Raw genomic sequence first — 17172 nt, 5'->3', positions numbered from 1 at the left:
CCGGTTGGCGGTCATTAGAGGAAGATTCAGATCGCCGCAATAGTCAAACGCCATTGGATTCCGTCGGCCGTGAAGCCACCTTCACGTTCGGCGGGGTGGGAGGAGGTCAGACGCACCCATTGCGATCGTTAGCCAAGCGAAGGTTTATGCTGCCCGGGGACGATCTTCGGGGCAGCCTTCGACGATTCCGAGCGAGGCCGGAACAAACTGTCAGCTGCCGGCGTTCGACCGCACTATCGACCAGCGGAAGGCGGTGATATGAGGAAGATTCAGATCGCCGCAATAGTCAAACGGCATTGGATTCCGCTGGTCTTCATCGTGGTCGTCTTCATATCCGCCGTGATCGTCACCCGGCTGCACAAGGTATTCGCCTCCCAGGACCTCAATCCCCACGCCGGCGCCGGCATCGAGATCGTGCAGTTCAACCCCAAGTACGTCGCCTACGAGGCTTTCGGTCCGCCGGGCACCACCGCCGACATCAACTACTGGGACGCCGAGGCCAACGTCCATCAACTCAACAATGTGCCGCTGCCCTGGTCCTACACCGTCGTCACCGTGCTTCCCGCGGTGCAGGCCAACATGATCGTGCAGGGCAACACCGGTGAGATCGGCTGCCGGATCAAGATCGACGACCGACTGCTCGACGAACGACGCGCCACCGGGGTGAACGCCCAGACCTTCTGCCTGGTGAAGTCCGGATGATCAAACGGATCCGAGCGCAGCTCGACGAGCACCAGGACCCGCACGTCAAACGGCCGTTCTTCGCGCACATGCTGCGTATCTTCGCGGTGCCGATCATCATCGCCTGGATCGTGTTCACCGTGCTGGTCAATATCCTTGTGCCCCAGCTGGAAGTGATCTCCGAGGAACACTCGGCCCCGCTGGCGCCGATGGACGCGCCGTCGATGGTCGCCAGTCAGCTGGTGGGTGAGAACTTCCAGGAATACAAATCCAACAGCACCGTGATGATGGTGGTGGTCGGCGAGGACGAACTCGGCGAGGACGCCCACCACTACTACGACGAAATCGTCAAGAAGCTGGTCGCCGACACGGAGCACGTCGAGCACGCGCAGGACTTCTGGCGCGACCGGCTGACCGCGGCTGGTGTGCAGAGCTCCGACGCCAAAGCCGCTTACATCATGCTGAACCTGGTCGGCAACCAGGGCATGACCGAGGCCAACGACTCGGTGGCAGCGGTCCGCAAGCACATCGATGACACCCCCGCCCCACCCGGCGTGCAGGCCTATGTCGCCGGTCCGGCAGCGCTGACCGCGGATCTGCGCGAGATCGGTGACGCCAGCCTGGTGAAGATCACCCTGTTCACCATCGCCGCGATCGCAATCATGCTGCTGATCGTCTTCCGGTCCATCTCGGCGATGCTGACGCAGCTGTTCCTGACGCTGCTGGAACTGATCTGCGCGCGCGGCGTCGTCGCGGTGCTCGGATTCAACAACGTGATGGGCCTGACGACGTTCGCGGTCAACATCATGGTGATGCTGGCGATCGCCGCCGGTACCGATTACGGCATCTTCCTGATCGGCCGCTACCGCGAGGCCCGGCTGGCCGGCGAAGAGCGGGTCGACGCCTACTACACCACCGTGCGCAGCGTCACCCCCGTCGTGCTGGGGTCGGGCCTGACCATCGCGGGGGCGTCGGCGGTGTTGTACTTCACCCGGCTGCCCTACTTCCACACCATGGGGATCCCGGTCTCGGTGGGCATGATCGTCGTGGTCGCCGCCGCACTCACCCTGGGACCGGCGTTGCTGGTGGTGGTCACCAGCTTCGGGCTGCTGGAGCCCAAACCGGCCAAGCCGGGTGGGTTCTGGCGGCGCGCCGGGGTTTCGGTGGTGCGCTGGCCGGGTCCGATCGCGGTGGCCAGCCTGGCGGTCGTCATGGTCGGACTGGTCGCCCTGCCGGGGTTCAAACCGGGATACGACGACCGGAAGTACCTGCCGAAGGACACCCCGGTCAACGTGAGTTATGCCGCCGCCGAGAAGCACTTCTCGGCCGCCCGGATGGCCCCCGACATCACCATGGTGACCTCCGACCACGACATGCGGAACCCGGCCGACATGCTGGTGCTGGACCGGGTCGCCAAGAACATCATGCGGGTGCACGGCATCGCGATGATCCAGGACATCACCCGGCCGTTGGGAATCCCGTTGCAGCACAGCTCGGTTCCCTTCCAGCTCAGTGCGTCCAATCAGTTGATGATCCAGAACATGAAGACGCTCAAGGACCGGATCAAAGACATCGACACGATCTCCCAGCAGCTCGACAAGGACATCGAGTTGCTGATCCAGATGTACGGCTACCTGCAGGAGGTCGACCGGACCTTCGATGACACCGCCGAGGTCACCGAGCGCACCGTGGAGGTCTCCGACCGGATCCGCGACCACCTGGCCGACTTCGACGACCAGTTCCGGCCGCTGCGCAGCTACTTCTACTGGGAGCCGCACTGCTTCGACATCCCGATGTGCTGGGCGCTGCGGAGCACCTTCGACACCACCGATGGTGTCGACCAGCTCACCGAGCAACTGCACCACCTGTCAGCCGACATCACCAAGACGGCCCGCCTGCTGCCCCAGGCGGTGGAGTTGCTGCCGGCCGTCGTCGACACCATGAGGATCATGCGCGGCTTGGTGCTGACCGTGCATTCCACGTTCTCGGCGTTCGTCAACCAGATGGAGGATCTGAGCAACACCCAGATCATGATGGGGCAGAGTTTCGACGACTCGAAGAACGACGATTTCTTCTACCTGCCCGCGGAAGCGTTCGACAACAAGGACTTCCAGACGGGTCTGCGCCTGTTCATGTCGCCGGACGGCAAGTCGGCGCGCTTCTTCGTCACCCACCAGACCTACCCGGCCACCGCGGAGGGCATTGCCCGCGTGGAGCCGGAGCGCATCGCCGCGCAGGAGGCACTCAAGCAGTCCTCGCTGTCCGACGCCAAGGTCTACGTCGGCGGGATGGCCGCCCTGTACGAAGACATGAGCGACGGCGCCAAGTACGACCTGATGATCGCGGTGGTCGCGTCGCTGACGCTGATCTTCTTGATCATGATGATGATCACCCGCAGCATGGTGGCCGCGCTGGTGATCCTGGGTACCGCTTCCAGTTCGATCGCGGCGTCCTTCGGTATCTCGGTGCTGATCTGGCAACACATCTTCGGCCAGCACATCTACTGGGTGACCCTGGTTTTGGCGGTGATCGTGCTACTGGCGGTCGGCTCGGACTACAACCTGCTGCTGGTCTCGCGGTTCGAAGAGGAGATCCACGCCGGGCTGAAGACCGGCTATATCCGGGCGATGGCCGGCAGCGGTGGCGTGGTGACCTCGGCGGGCATGGTGTTCGCCGCGACCATGGGCATCATGTTCTTCAGTGATCTCAAGGCGATCGGCATGTACGGCACGACCGTGGCCATCGGGTTGCTGCTGGATACCTTCGTGGTCCGGGCGTTCTTCATGCCGTCGATCGCGACGCTGCTGGGCAAGTGGTTCTGGTGGCCTCAGGTGGTCCGCCCGTGGGGGCCCAACAAGAACATCCGTGGGATCGCGGCCCACACGCCCCGCCCCGATCCCGCCGCAGACACCGACAGGTTCGCCACGCAGTAGCCCGCGGGTCGGGTCAGACGCCGGCCGGAGCCCCTCCCGGATTCAGGTCCACGCACACCGCGACCGCGCCGGCCCCGACATGCAGGGCCAACGTCGGTCCCAGGTCGGTGATGATGGCCGGCTCGCAGGACGGCAACCGCTCCGCCAGCGCACCGGCCACCTCTTGTGCCCCGTGCGGATTGGCGACATGTTGCACGGCCAGCCCGGCGGGACGATCGCCGACCGCATCGCAGACCCGATCGATCATCGATGCGACGGCCTTGTTGACGGTGCGGATCCGCTGGGCCAGTACGAGTTTCCCATCGTCCACTGCCAACAGCGGCTTGAGCGACAGTGCGGTTCCCAGCCAGGCCGCCGCACTGCCGATCCGGCCGCTGCGCCGCAGATTGTCCAGCCGCTGTACCACCAGGTAGGCGCGGCTGCGCTGCACGGCCGCCTCGGCGGCGGCCGCCACCCCGTCCAGATCGGCGCCGCCGGCGGCAGCGCGGGCGGCGGCTAGCGCCACGAATCCGGTGCCCATCGCCGCAGACCTCGAGTCGATAACCCGGACACCGGGGCCGATTTCGGCGGCGACGTGCTCGGCGGCGCCGAACGTGCCGGACAGTGCCGAGGAGATGTGGATCGCCACCACTCCGGCGCCGCCGCTGTCGGCCAACCCGTTTCGATAGGCCTCGGTCAGCTCCTCGGGGTTGCTTCCGGCCGTGCTGACGCCGTCCCGGGCATAGATGTCCTCGGGCACGTCATCGATGCCGTCGCGCAGGTCGGCGTCGTCGAGCAGAATGTGCAGCGGCGCCACGCGGATGTCCCACCGGTCCCGCAGTTCAGTGGGTAGGCACGCCGACGAGTCGGTGACCACGACGACGGAGGGGCCGGTCATTCCGCCTGTCCGGGAACGCCGGCCTCGGCCAGCGCCTTGAGCATCAGTTCGGCGACGCCCCGGTGCGCTTCGAAGTTCCAGTGGATGCCGTCCGGATTTGCCCGCCCGCTCATGACCTCGTCGGCCACGCCCAACTTCAGGTCGACCAGCCCGACATCGTGCCGCTGCGCCCATTGCGTGATCGCCCGCACCGTCGGCTCTCGCCCATGGTGGGCGCGGCCATAAGTATCGGCGATGTGAACCGACGGCAGGCAGGCCACGATCGGGATCCCCGGCCGATTGAAATCGAGTGCGCCACGGGTCATTTCAAGATAATCAGCGGTCAGCCGCGGCGGCAGCGCCGCCCGGGCCAGCGGCGAGAGCCGAGGCTGCAGCCAACCGTAACCGTCGCGAACCCAGCGTCGCAGCCAGGGCGGCCGCACATACCGGATCAACTCGCGCACCGCGGTCGGCCACACCGAGGGCAGCGAATCCATCCCGCTGGTGGCGATGATGACGGCCCCGGCCCGGGGCAGGGCGGCCCAGGCGCGCGGATCCTGGGTGGCCGCCCACCAGACGTCCCGACTGGTCCAGCCGATCCGCCCGATCAACTCGACATCCCAGCCCAACTGCGCGCCAACGATGTTCGGCCAGATCCGCGGGTCGTCGGCCGGCAGCCCGCCGGTGGGCCCGTAGTACGACAGGGAATCGGCGAAGACCAACAGCGTCGGACGGGAGGGCGAGGACATCCGCGCGTCGTAGGACTTAGAGTTCACAGTCGGCTACCTGTGCTGACGCGTTCCAGACATCCAGGCGCCAGCGCACCCCGGCCGGATCGGTCACGTCGACATCGGAGTACCCGCTGAGCTGGGTCCAGCTGGCGTTGGCCATTCCGCCCAGCACCGGCCAGTTCTCCACCGGAAGGCGCAGCAACGCCGCGGTCAGGGCGGCGATCAGGCCACCATGGGCCACCAGCACCGCCGGCCGGTTCGCGTCACCGCTCCCCCATTCGGGCTCGCCGGCCACCAACTCGGCGACCAGCGGTTCACTGCGCGCGGCCACATCCACTCTGCTCTCGCCACCATGCGGAGCCCACCGGGCGTCGTCACGCCAGGCCAGCCGGGCACCCGGCGCCACGGCGTCAACCTCCTCGTGGGTCAGGCCCTGCCAGTCGCCCAGGTGTGTTTCGCGCAGGCGGGTGTCCACCCGGACCTGCAGCCCGTTGTGCTCGGCCAGCACCGTGGCGGTGTCGTAGGCACGCCACAGATCCGACGACACGATCAGCAGCGGATGGCGCTTTCGCAGTACCTCGGCGGCCGCCTCCGCTTGCGCGCGACCCAGATCGCTCAAGACGGTGTCCAATTGACCCTGCATCCTGCTGCCGGCATTGAACTCGGTCTGGCCGTGCCGCAACAGGATCAGTCGGCGGACCCTCACGGGGCTCCCTCCGACGCCGACGCGTCGTCCGGCTCGGCGGCTGAGTCCGCTAAGTCCACCGGCACCAGTGGGCAGTCCTTCCACAGCCGGTCCAGCGCATAGAAGTCCCGCTCGTCCTGGTGCTGGATGTGCACCACGATGTCGACGTAGTCCAGCAGCGTCCAGCGCCCCTCCCGGGTGCCTTCGCGGCGCGCCGGCTTGTACCCGGCCAGCCGCATCTTCTCCTCCACATCGTCGACGATGGCGTTGACCTGACGTTCGTTGGACGCCGAGGCGATCACGAAGCAGTCGGTGATGACCAAGTGGGCGGATACGTCGATGACGACGACGTCGGTGGCGAGCTTGGACGCGGCGGCCACCGCGGCCACCGTGGCCATGTCGATCGCTTCGCGGGTCGCTGTCATGCGTTGTTCCCGGCGGCCAGGCTGGTGGATCGGCCGACGGCCTTCTTGGCGCCCGGGTCACTGCGGTAGAGCCGGCGCTTGGACACGTACTGGACGACGCCGTCGGGCATCAGGTACCACAGCGGCCGGCGCTGCTCGGCGCGTTGACGACACTCGGTCGACGAGATTGCCAACGCCGGGACCTCCACCAAGGTCAACGCATTCTCCTCCAGTTCGCCCAGCACGCCGGTGATGTGGTCATGCCGCAGCTCGAATCCGGGCCGGCTGACCCCGATGAAACGCGCCAAGTCGAACAGCTCCTCCCAGCCCTGCCAGGACAATATCGAGCCCAACGCGTCGGCGCCGGTGATGAAATACAGCTCGGATTCGGGGTTCAGCGCGTGCAGGTCCCGCAACGTATCGCGGGTGTAGGTGGGGCCGGCGCGGTCGATGTCCACCCGGCTCACCGAAAAGCGCGGATTGGACGCCGTGGCGATCACCGTCATCAGGTAACGGTCTTCGGCGGCCGAGACGTGCCGATCCTTTTGCCAGGGCTGACCGCTGGGCACGAACACGACCTCGTCCAGCGCGAACTTGTGGGCTACCTCGCTGGCTGCGACCAGGTGGCCGTAGTGGATGGGATCAAACGTCCCGCCCATCACCCCCAGCCTGCGCAGCCCGTCATGCATGGTTCGCCAGCTTACTGGACCAGCGGAAACGGCTGTCGCCAGACGGCCGCGGACAGCTCAGCGCGATTGTCGAGGCAAAGCGGTCCACGGTCGTGTAGAAGAGGGCTGTGGAGAATTTGCCGTCGTCATCGGTTGATCGAGCGCAGGCCGCCAAGGACGCCATGTTGCGGCGTTTCTATACCCGCGCGCGGATCGGTGGCCAGGTCGTGCTGCCGGCCGTCCCGAGCATGCTGGACGAATACGTGTCGATGTGCGACACGGTATTCGCGGGCCTGGGCAAACGCTTCAATGACGCCGAACTCGCCCATCTGCGCCAGGTGTTGGAGGGCCAACTGGCCGCCGCCTACGCGGCATCGCCGCGCTCGAACATCGTCATCTCATACGAGGCCCCGATCGGTCTCACCCTGAGCTACACGGTCCGCGCCGAATGGACCTCGATCGCCGAGGCGTACGAACGCTGGCTGGCGACGCGGGAGCCGCCGTTGTTCGGCACCGAGCCCGATGCCCGAGTCTGGCAGCTGGCGTTAGAAGCTGAAGATCCAGCCGCGCATCGCATCCTCGAGATCGGTGCGGGCACCGGGCGCAACGCCCTGGCGCTGGCACGACGCGGGCATCCGGTCGACGTCGTGGAGATGACCCCGAAGTTCGCCGAGATACTCACGCATGAGGCGAACCGGGAACTGTTGGACGTGCGCGTCATCGTGCGGGACGTATTCGTCGATGGCGACGACCTGCGCGACGACTACCAGCTGATCGTGCTCTCGGAGGTGCTGACCGATTTCCGGTCGACGCAACAGGTGCGCAGTCTCTTCGAGCTCGCCGCCCGCTGTCTGGCGCCCGGCGGCCGGCTGGTGTTCAACGCGTTCCTGGCGCAGGACGGCTACGAACCCGAAGATGCCGCCCGCGAATTCTGTCAGCAGGTGTACTCGAGTCTGTTTACCCGCGAGGAGATATCCGCCGCGACAGCCGGCTTGCCGCTGGGGTTGGTTGGCGACGAGTCGGTCTACGAGTACGAGAAGGTTCATCTGCCCGAGGGCGCCTGGCCGCCCACCAGCTGGTACGTCGACTGGGTGAGCGGGCTCGATGCGTTCCGTACGTCGCGTGAAGACAGCCCGATCGAGTTGCGTTGGTTGGTGTACGAGCGCACGCGCTGACCAGGACATATTAACGCGATCGTCAACGTTTGTTTTTCGCGGCGGAAATATCTACACCCTCCCGTAAGTGCGGCGTATTTTTGCGCCAAACGCAGTTGGCCCCGGGGGAGGTCGGACCCTTTGCGAAGCAAGGCTGAAGCAGTTTCGGCGTGGCCGATCGTGGGCCGCGACGATGAGCTGCGCGAAGCATTGGCGACACTCGAGCCCGATTCCGGGTTTCAAGGCGTCGCCCTGGTCGGCGACAGCGGTGTCGGCAAGTCGACGCTGGCACGCGCGCTCGGAGCCCGTCTCACCGCCGCCGGGCGCACGGTTCGCTTTGTGCTGGGCACTCAGACCGGCCGCGACGTGCCGTTGGGCGCGTTCTCCCGGTCGGTGACTGTCGATGCATCGTGCGAGCCGGCAGCGATGTTGGCGATCGCGCACCAAAACCTCGAGGCCGCCGAGAACCCGGTGATCGTGGTCGATGACGCCCAACTGCTGGATCCGTTGTCGGCCACCTTGGTCTACCAGCTTGCCGCCGAAGGCACGGCACAGGTGATCGTGGTGATCCGGTCCGGTGAAACGCTTCTCGACGCGGTCACTGCACTGCTCAAAGAACAGTTGCTGTTGAACATGCGCATCAATCCGTTCACCCGCGAACAGACCGGTGAGCTCGCCCGCCGGGTACTCGGTGGTGTCGTGTGCCCGCAAGCGATCAACCGGTTGCACGACCGAAGCGGCGGAAGCCCGCTGTACCTGCGCGGACTACTGCGGGCCGGCCGCGACCACGGTGTCCTGGTGCAAGACGAGTACGGCTGGCAGCTCAAAGGTTCCCTGCACGCCGACCAGGAATTGTCTGTCCTACTCGGCTTTCGGCTCCAGGCCCTCACCCCCGAAGAGCTTGAGGCACTTGAGATCCTGGCGACCGCCGAGTTGCTCGACTGGGAGGTCTTCCGTGAGCTCTGTTCTCCCGAAGCTGTTTCCGGGCTGGAGCGTCACCGGCTGATTCATCTGACTTCCGATGCCGGGGGAACGCTGGTCCAGGTGACCCACCCCGTCTTCGGCGAAGCGGTGCTCGAGCGTGTCGGGGTGGTGCGCGCCCGCCGACTCAACGGTCTGCTGTTCAACGCCTTCGACAAGTACCTTCGTGGTGGCGGGCGGCGCTTGCGGTTGCCCGATGTGCGCGGCAAGATCCGGATGGCTCAATTCATGATCTGCAGCGACTTGGATCCCGACTTCAAGCTGATCATCGGCGCGGCGGTGAGGGCGGCGGCGATGTCCAACCTCGGCCATGCAGAAGAGCTGGCCCGCTTCGCCTTTGACCGCGACGGTGGCTTACCCGCGGCCCTCGTTCTCGGAGAGGCACTGTTGTGGCAAGGGCGAGGCGACGACGCCGAGTCGGTGTTGACCGATGTCAGCCTCGACGGCGCCGACGATGCGTCAACAGTTCAGTGGGGTTGTCTTCGCGCGTCGAACCTGTTCTGGAACTGCAGTGAGATCGATTCCGCATGGGCGGTTCTGGCCGAGGTAAAGGACCGCGCGCACTCGGAGGTGACCGCCGCCCAGTGCCGCGCCCTGGAAGTGGCTTTCACGTTCTTCGCTGGCAACCTCGCAAAGACGATTCGGTCCGGACCACCGTTCTGCGCGGCGGACGTATCGCCGGAGTCAACCGCCTTGGCTGCGGTGCCCACCGCGCACGCGCTGAGCACAGCGGGGCGCTTCGGCGAAGTCTCCGGAATCGCCGACCTGGGGCTGCAGGCGGCTGCGCGTAGTCGCTCCGGGATGATCCGATTCGCACTCGGTATCGCCGAGGTCATGGCGCTGGTCACCGCCGGTGACTTGGCCGCGACCGAAATGGTCGCCGAACGCTATGCCACTATGGCTGCCGGCGTGCCGGAACCCGATGCGATGGTCGGAGTGCTGTTCGGCCTGGTACAGCTGGCACGCGGTCAACTGCCGTTGGCGTGTTCGTTGTTTCAGGACTCGATACCGGTGTTGTCGGGCGCTTCCCTATCGCTGTGGCCGATGCTGGCCAACGCATGGGCAACCCAAGCCGAAGGGGCACGAGGCAACGCTGCGTCGGCCTCAGCTGCATTGCGGCACTGCGAAGAAGTTTATGGAGCGCAAATCGCTGCTTTCGCACCGGAACTCGAGATAGCACGGGCCTGGGAGCGGGCAGCGCACGGTCAGATCTCCGATGCGCGCGCTCACGCGCTGCGGGCGGCGCAGAGCGCACGCCGATCCGGGATGCACGCGGTCGAGTTGCGGGCGCTGCACACCGCGGTCAGGTTCGGCGACCGCTCGCACGCCGACCGGCTGGCAGAGCTCGCTGAGACACTGGACTCCCCGTTGCCCAATGCGGTTGCGGCGCATGCTCGCGGTCTGGCCGACCACAACGCCGACCTATTGAGCACCGCGTCGGACAAGTTCGCGACCCTGGGGGCATTCGCGCTCGCTGCAGATGCGGCGGCCCAGGCATCCGCCGAATACGCGCGCAGCGGTCAACGCGGCAAGCAATTGGAGTCCTCAACGCGGACACAGTGGTTGGCCCGCCAAGGTGACATCCACACTCCGGCAGTCGAGGCGGTGACTCAGCCCCTGCCGATCACCGACCGGGAGCGCGAGATCGCGATGCTCGTCGCCGCCGGTCTGCCCAACCGTCAGATCGCCGATCGGCTCTCGGTCTCGGTACGCACCGTGGACGGGCATCTCTACCGGATGTTCGCCAAACTGGGCATCGAGCGGCGCGATCAGTTGGTCCGGCTGTTTGCCGAGGGCCGGCCCCGGGCCTGAGCTCCGAGCGTCAGAAAGGCCGGCGGTAGCGGGCTTTTCGCGGTTCTCGGACAACCACCACACAACAACGAAGAGACCCGCCGTAGCGGGCCTCTCCGTTGTCGGGCTTGGCGACTCCTTAGGTGGCAGGTGCTCCGACACCCGGGGCGCCGCCGCTGCCACCCGCGCCGCCGGCCCCTCCGGCCCCCGCGCCCGCGTGGCCGGGCTGACCGGGTGTACCGGGCGTCGGACCGCCGGTGACGCCGAGCCCGGGAGCCACGCCGCCGGGGGTCCCGGCGCCGTTGGCGCCGCCGTTGCCGCCGATACCGCCGTCTTGGCCGTCGCCACCGCTACCGGTGTTGCCACCGGGCTGGCCAGCGCTGCCGCCGGTGCCGCCGGTGCCGCCGGACTGGCCGGCCGTGCCGTCGCCGCCCTTCCCGGCGCCCCCGACCGTTCCGGCACCGTTACCGCCGACCAGCGGTTGACCGGCACCGCCGGCCCCGCCGGTGCCACCGGCGCCACCGACGCCGGCGGTTCCGCCGTCGCCGCCCTGACCGCCGGTTCCGGTGCTGACAGAACCGCCATCACCGCCCTGACCGCCGGCCACGGTCGTGCCGCCGTTACCGCCGGCCCCGCCGTGGCCGCCGTCGCCGCCGCCGACTGCAGTGCTGGCTGCGCCGCCGGCGCCGCCGGTGCCGCCCTGACCGGCCGCGCTGGCGTTACCGCCGTCACCGCCGGCCCCGCCGGTGCCGCCGGTGGCGTTGCCACCGTCGCCGCCGCTGGCGGGCGCGCCATTGACGTTCCCGCCGGCGCCACCCTGACCGCCCTGCCCGCCGTTGGCTCCCGCGGCGTCGGCCTGGCCGCCGGCCCCGCCGGTGCCGCCGTTGCCGGCGGTGCCGGTGTTGCCGGCGTTACCGCCGTCGCCCCCGGAGGCGCCGACGGCGCTGGTGCCGCCGCCATCGCCGCCGGCGCCTCCCGCCCCCGCGTTGCCGCCGGTGCCACCCTGGCCACCCTGGCCGCCTGCCACCGCACCGGCCGCGTTGCCGCCGGTACCGCCGGTGCCGCCGTCGGTGCCGTTGCCACCGTTGCCGCCGACGCCTCCCGCGCCGCCGTTGCCGGTGGACCCGACGCCATGGCCGGTGGGGTTGTTGGTTTCGTTGCTGCCGGCGGCGCCGCCGCGACCGCCGCTGCCACCGGCGCCGCCCTGGCCGCCCTGAGCACCCGCGCCGCTGGCGTTACCGCCGGCGGCACCGTTGGTGACCGCGTTGCCGCCGGCCCCGCCGTTACCGGCGTTGCCGCCGGTAGTGCCGAAGCCGCCGTAACCACCCTGGGCGCCGTTGCCGCCGGTGCCACCGGAGCCGCCGGTGCCGGCAGTGCCGTCCACCGAGTTGCCGCCCGCGCCGGCCGTCGCCCCGGCGTTGCCGCCGGCGCCGCCATTGCCGGCGTTGCCCCCGGCGCCGGCCGGTGCGGTGCCCGTGGCGTTCAGGCCGCCGTTCCCGCCGTTGCCGCCGTAGTTGCCGTCGCCGCCGGTTCCGGCGTTGCCACCGGTACCGCCTGTGCCGGTGTCCAGCGCGTTGCCCCCTGCCGCGCCGTTGCCGCCGACACCACCCTGGCCGCCGTCGGTGCCATTGCCGCCGGAACCGGTCCCGGCGCCCTTGCCGCCGTTGCCGCCGTAGCCGGCCTGACCGCCGGTGCCGCCGTTACCGGCGTTGCCGCCGTTGGCCGGGCCACCCAGGTGCGTCGGGTCGTTGGCGTTGCTGCCGGCCCCGGCGTTACCGCCGGCGCCACCGTTGCCGGCCACGCCACCGTCACCGCCGTTGCCGGTCGCGCCGGCGCCGGTCGCCAGCGCATTGCCGCCGTTGCCGGCGTGGCCGCCGTCACCGCCGGTACCGCCGCTGCCGCCGTTGTGGCCCACCGAGGCGGACCCGGCGGTGTTGCCGGTGTTCTGGAAGCCCGCTGTGCCGTTGCCCGCGGCACCGCCGTCGGCGCCGTTACCGCCGAGCCCGCCGTTGCCGCCGAACGCGCCGCTGTCGCCGCCGTTACCGCCGGAGCCGCCGGCGCCACCTTGGCCGCCGTTGAAGCCATCGAGTGCGTTGACGCCGTCGGGGGTGAACCCGTTGCTGCCGGTGCCGCCTTCAGCGCCGTTACCGCCGTTGCCGCCGTTTCCGTTGCCCAGACCCGCCGGCCCGCCGCTACCGCCATTGCCGCCGTAACCGCCGGTGCCGCCGGTCATGCCAGTGCCGGTGCCGACGTCGTAGCCGATGGCGTTACCGCCGATCGCGCCGTTGCCGCCGTTACCGCCGGAGCCGCCGTCCCCGGTGGCACCCGCTTGTCCGGTGGCGCCACCGGCCAGGCCGCCGCTACCGGCTGCGCCCGCGCTGCCGCCGTTGCCGCCGTAGCCGCCGTTGCCGCCGTTGAGTCCGACCGTGTTCCCCACCATGTCGCCTTGAGTGGGGGTGTAGCCCTTACCGCCGTCACCGCCGTTGCCACCGGTACCCGCCGAGCCACCGTCACCGCCGTTGCCGTCGGTGCCCGCCGCGCCGTTGGTGGCGGTACCCGCGACACCGCCCTTACCGCCGCCGCCGCCGCTGCCGGCCGAGCCGCCGTTGCCGCCGTGCCCGCCGTTGGGGTTGTTGGCCGCCAGCGCATCGGCGCCGTTGCCGCCGTTGCCGCCGCTGCCGGCGGTGCCGCCGGTGCCGCCCTGGCCGCCGTCGCCGGCGTTGCCGCTGACCGTGCCGCCGGCACCACCGTTACCGCCCTGACCGCCCAGGCCGCCGCTGCCACCGGTGTGGCCGTCGGTGCCGTTGCCGTCGGCGCCTGTGCCGCCGTTGGCGCCGGTAATGCCTTGACCACCCTGACCACCCTGGCCGCCGTCGCCGCCGTTGCCGGTGGTGCCGCCGGCACCACCGTTGCCGGCCGTGCCGCCCGTACCCGCGGTCAGGTGTCCCGCGGTGGCATTGGCACCCTGACCGCCCATACCACCGGTACCACCGGTGCCGCCGGGGCTGGCGACCCCGCCGTCGCCGCCGTGACCGCCCATGCCTCCGTTGTGCGCCCAGTCACCCGCGGCGCCCACGCCACCATCTCCGGCCTGACCGATGGCACCCACGCTGCCGTCGGTACCGGCCGCACCGTTGCCGGCTCCGCCGGTCCCGGCAGTTCCGGCGTGACCGACGTCGGTGCCGCCGGCGCCACCGGCGCCACCGACGCCGCCCGAACCGTCGCCGTACTCTCCGTTCACGCCCCACTGCCCGGCCGCACCGGTGCCGCCCTGGCCGCCGTCACCGGCGTCACCGCCGTTACCGGCGTTACCGCCATGGCCCTCCGACCCGCCGTTGCCGCCGTTGCCGCCGTCGCCGCCGGCCGCACCGGTACCGCCGGCCTCACCGGTGTTACCGGTCTTGCCCGCAGCGCCGTTGCCGCCGTTCCCGCCGTTACCGCCGTTACCGGTGGCGGTACCGGCGTTGCCGCCGTTGCCGCCGGTACCGCCAGCCGTGCCTGGGATAAGCGGGGTGAAGCCGTCCGCACCGTTACCGCCGTTGCCGCCGCCGGTGCCATCGGGCCCGGCAACGCCGGCCTTGCCACCACCGGCGCCCGCCGCGCCACCGGCCCCACCGTTGCCCTCGGCGCCGCCGTTACCGCCGTTGCCGCCGTTGAGGTGGGTGGCGTCGGCCGCTGCGCCGTCGCCGCCGTTGCCAGCCGAGCCGCCGGCGCCACCGTCACCGCCGTTACCGCCGTGGCCACCGAACCAGCTGTTGAGGAAGCCGGTCGCGGCACCACCGGCACCGCCGGCACCACCGTCAGCGCCGTTCCCGCCGTCCTGGCCGGCACCGTCGACTCCGCCGCTGCCGGGCACGCCCCACACGCCGTCGGCGCCGTTGGTGCCGGCCGCACCGGCGTCACCGTCGCCACCGTTGCCGCCGTTGCCGAACCAGGTGCCACCGGCACCACCGTCGCCACCGGCAAGGCCGTCGGCGTTCGGGTCGAGAGCCGCGTCGCCACCGGCGCCGCCGCTGCCCCAGATGTTCGCGTCGCCACCGTTGCCGACGATCCAGTCGCCGTTCGCGTCCAGACCGGAGTAGCCGGCACCACCGTTGCCGAAGAAGAGTCCGCCGTCTTGGCCGTTAGGGTCCGCCGCGGTGCCGGCGGCACCGTCACACCACAAACCACAGGAGTTGGCAAACGACCAGGCGCCGCCGGGCACAGAGCCGGCCGCGTCACCGGCCTGGCTGGGGCCGGCGAACCAGCTGTTGACCGTAGCCATGAGTGAGTTCCAGGTCGCGTCCCAGCCGACCTGGTCCGCGGTCGCGCTGCCCGCAGTGGCCGCGTCGAATGCCGAGGAGTCGAACAGGGACGACCAGGCCGCCGGATCGACGAACGAATTCCAGTCGATGCCGTCGTAGGGCAGTGCCCACGCCGACGGATCGAACAGATCGCCCAAGTCGAAATCATCGGCTTGGGCGGACGGCATGTGCGCCAATGGCCCCATCCCGAACGCCAAGAACGCACTTACCGCTGCGCCGGCACCGGCGACGCGGCCACCGCGACGCTCCTTGCCTTTGCGCGTGGAATTCCGCTTCGCACTGCGGTTCCTGTCAGACATCACACGACCTCCCCGTGAACAACGAGATGCTTAAAGCTTGCTAAGACGCCTTAGGCTATTTCGGTATTCGGCCGTGATCATAGAGTAATCAACTACCCTAGTTTTTCCGAGAAAGGCCTCTTGCTTACTCGCATTCTCGAGAGGTGGCCAGCTGGACCGTCCGACTCCACCGGGTCAGTGGCAAACCCGCTCGTCGGGGAAGACCAGCTCAGAAGGTTCTACTAGGAAACCGATCAGACCGGCAGGAGCTGGTCGATGACCGCCGCCAGTTGCTTGGCCGAACGGCACTCATGCATGGCGATGACGTCCTCGTATCGCGGTACCGCGGAATCCCCGCTGCCCCACAGGTGTCGGGGCTCGGGGTTGAGCCAATGGGCGTGGCGGCTCGCGGTCACCAAATGGCTCAGCACGTCGGTGCCCGGGTCCCGGTAGTTGGTGCGGCCGTCGCCGAGCACCAGCAGCGCGCTGCGCGGTGACACCACGCTCGGGTACTTCTCCACGAACGAGACGAAGGCGTGGCCATAGTCGGAGTGGCCGTCACGGGTGTAGACCCCGGACTCGCGGGTGATCCGCTGAATGGCCACCGCCAGGTCGGCCTCCGGCCCGAACAGATGCGTCACCTCATCGGTGGTGTCGATGAACGCAAAGACGCGAACCCGCGAGAACTGTTGGCGCAGTGCGTGTACCAGCAGCAGGGTGAAGTGACTGAACCCGGCGACCGACCCCGAGACGTCGCACAACACCACCAGCTCGGGCCGGGCCGGGCGCGGTTTGCGCAGTACCACGTCGATCGGCACGCCGCCGGTGGACATCGAGCGGCGCAACGTCTTTCGCAGATCGATGGTGCCGGCGCGGGAGCGGCGCCGACGGGCGGCCAGCCGGGTGGCCAGGGTGCGGGCCAACGGCGCCACCACCCGGCGCATCTGGCGCAGCTGTTCGCCGGAGGCACGCAGGAACTCGACGTTCTCCGACAGCTGCGGGATGCCGTACATCTGCACGTGCTCACGGCCCAGCTGTTCGGCGGTGCGCCGCTTGGTCTCGGCGTCGACGAGCTTGCGCAACTGTGCGATCCGCTGCGCCGCAACCGCTTTGGCGATCTGCTCCTGCGTCGGACTGGGCTCGTCGCCGTACGGGGTGAGCAGCCCGGCCAGCAGTCTGCCTTCCAGCTCGTCGAGTGCGAGCGCCTTGAGCGCCTGGTAGGCCGAGTAGGACGGGCCGCGGCTGGACCGGTACTGCCCGTAAGCCCCGACGATCGCGGCGATCATCGCCGACAACCGTGCGTCGGTATCGGCCAGATCGGGATTGGCGGTCAACAGGTCGACCAGCATGGCCCGCATGTCCTCGACGTCCTCGGGCAGAGGTGCGAATTCCGACGGGTCGGCCACATCTCCATCGAGGATCACGGTGCGCCCACCCAGCGCGGCGGGGAACCACAGGTCGAACATCGCATCGTAGGTGTCGCGATGATCGGGCCGGCGCAGCACCGCGCAGGCCAGCCCCTCGCGCAGCACCTCCCGATCACCCAGCCCGAGCGCGGCGAGCACCCGCCCGGCATCGACGGTCTCCGATGGCCCCACCGAAATCCCTTGCCCCCGTAATGCTTCGACGAACTCCACCAGGTGCCCCGGGATACCGTGCGGGGCCAGTGGCTGGGGTGGGCGGGTTCTACGCACCATCTAGGCGAC

Annotated in this window: 11 protein-coding genes; 4 read left to right on the top strand and 7 right to left on the bottom strand. The window is 69.0% G+C overall.

The window, feature by feature from the left end:
- Window positions 1-258: 258 nt before the first annotated feature.
- Entirely contained in the window at window positions 259-702 is a 444-nt protein-coding gene (locus tag A5771_RS18540; RefSeq protein ID WP_064856655.1) for an MmpS family transport accessory protein, read from the top strand.
- Window positions 699-3614, top strand: coding sequence for an RND family transporter (locus A5771_RS18535; RefSeq protein ID WP_064856654.1), 2916 nt, complete (start codon window positions 699-701; stop codon window positions 3612-3614). Before A5771_RS18540 ends, A5771_RS18535 begins: the two co-directional genes overlap by 4 nt.
- A gap of 13 nt (window positions 3615-3627) precedes the next feature.
- Here the strand turns inward: A5771_RS18535 and A5771_RS18530 are convergent, their stop codons facing one another.
- From A5771_RS18530 to nadD, 5 genes are read right to left on the bottom strand one after another with little or no spacing between them, the layout of a single operon-like run.
- Window positions 3628-4491, bottom strand: coding sequence for a DegV family protein (locus tag A5771_RS18530; RefSeq protein ID WP_064856653.1), 864 nt, complete (start codon window positions 4489-4491; stop codon window positions 3628-3630).
- Window positions 4488-5219 (bottom strand): diglucosylglycerate octanoyltransferase, encoded by a 732-nt coding sequence (octT, locus tag A5771_RS18525; RefSeq protein WP_064856652.1) that lies wholly within the window; start codon window positions 5217-5219, stop codon window positions 4488-4490. Before octT ends, A5771_RS18530 begins: the two co-directional genes overlap by 4 nt.
- A gap of 16 nt (window positions 5220-5235) precedes the next feature.
- Window positions 5236-5907: a glucosyl-3-phosphoglycerate phosphatase gene (gpgP, locus tag A5771_RS18520; protein ID WP_064856651.1), complete on the bottom strand. Its 672-nt coding sequence runs from the start codon at window positions 5905-5907 to the stop codon at window positions 5236-5238.
- Entirely contained in the window at window positions 5904-6311 is a 408-nt protein-coding gene (gene rsfS, locus A5771_RS18515) for a ribosome silencing factor (RefSeq protein WP_064856650.1), read from the bottom strand. The genes gpgP and rsfS overlap by 4 nt, the downstream gene beginning before the upstream one ends.
- Window positions 6308-6979, bottom strand: a complete 672-nt coding sequence (gene nadD, locus A5771_RS18510; RefSeq protein WP_082947318.1) for a nicotinate-nucleotide adenylyltransferase — start codon at window positions 6977-6979, stop codon at window positions 6308-6310. The genes rsfS and nadD overlap by 4 nt, the downstream gene beginning before the upstream one ends.
- A gap of 107 nt (window positions 6980-7086) precedes the next feature.
- Here nadD and A5771_RS18505 point away from each other — a divergent pair, with 107 nt between their 5' ends.
- Both A5771_RS18505 and A5771_RS18500 read left to right on the top strand, forming a co-directional pair.
- Complete coding sequence (locus tag A5771_RS18505) at window positions 7087-8133, top strand: class I SAM-dependent methyltransferase (RefSeq protein WP_064856649.1); 1047 nt, start codon at window positions 7087-7089, stop codon at window positions 8131-8133.
- 159 nt (window positions 8134-8292) lie between these two features.
- On the top strand, window positions 8293-10905 hold the full coding sequence (locus A5771_RS18500) for a helix-turn-helix transcriptional regulator (protein WP_234783111.1): 2613 nt from the start codon (window positions 8293-8295) through the stop codon (window positions 10903-10905).
- Window positions 10906-11023: 118 nt separating this feature from the next.
- Here the strand turns inward: A5771_RS18500 and A5771_RS23480 are convergent, their stop codons facing one another.
- On the bottom strand, window positions 11024-15487 hold the full coding sequence (locus tag A5771_RS23480) for a PE family protein (RefSeq protein WP_165606126.1): 4464 nt from the start codon (window positions 15485-15487) through the stop codon (window positions 11024-11026).
- Window positions 15488-15720: 233 nt separating this feature from the next.
- Window positions 15721-17163 (bottom strand): vWA domain-containing protein, encoded by a 1443-nt coding sequence (locus A5771_RS18490; protein WP_064856647.1) that lies wholly within the window; start codon window positions 17161-17163, stop codon window positions 15721-15723.
- Between the last annotated feature and the right edge of the window lie 9 nt (window positions 17164-17172).

It is taken from the genome of Mycolicibacter sinensis, from assembly GCF_001667375.1.
Lineage (GTDB): Bacteria > Actinomycetota > Actinomycetes > Mycobacteriales > Mycobacteriaceae > Mycobacterium > Mycobacterium sinense_A.
This window is presented reverse-complemented; position numbering and strand designations above follow the sequence as displayed.

What these genes read in the sequence shown, in the direction of transcription:
- A5771_RS18540 (WP_064856655.1), top strand. Translation starts at nt 259, where the DNA reads ATGAGGAAGATTCAGATCGCCGCAATAGTCAAACGGCATTGGATTCCG.
- A5771_RS18535 (WP_064856654.1), top strand. Translation starts at nt 699, where the DNA reads ATGATCAAACGGATCCGAGCGCAGCTCGACGAGCACCAGGACCCGCAC.
- A5771_RS18530 (WP_064856653.1), bottom strand. Translation starts at nt 4,491, where the DNA reads ATGACCGGCCCCTCCGTCGTCGTGGTCACCGACTCGTCGGCGTGCCTA.
- octT (WP_064856652.1), bottom strand. Translation starts at nt 5,219, where the DNA reads ATGTCCTCGCCCTCCCGTCCGACGCTGTTGGTCTTCGCCGATTCCCTG.
- rsfS (WP_064856650.1), bottom strand. Translation starts at nt 6,311, where the DNA reads ATGACAGCGACCCGCGAAGCGATCGACATGGCCACGGTGGCCGCGGTG.
- nadD (WP_082947318.1), bottom strand. Translation starts at nt 6,979, where the DNA reads ATGCATGACGGGCTGCGCAGGCTGGGGGTGATGGGCGGGACGTTTGAT.
- A5771_RS23480 (WP_165606126.1), bottom strand. Translation starts at nt 15,487, where the DNA reads ATGTCTGACAGGAACCGCAGTGCGAAGCGGAATTCCACGCGCAAAGGC.
- A5771_RS18490 (WP_064856647.1), bottom strand. Translation starts at nt 17,163, where the DNA reads ATGGTGCGTAGAACCCGCCCACCCCAGCCACTGGCCCCGCACGGTATC.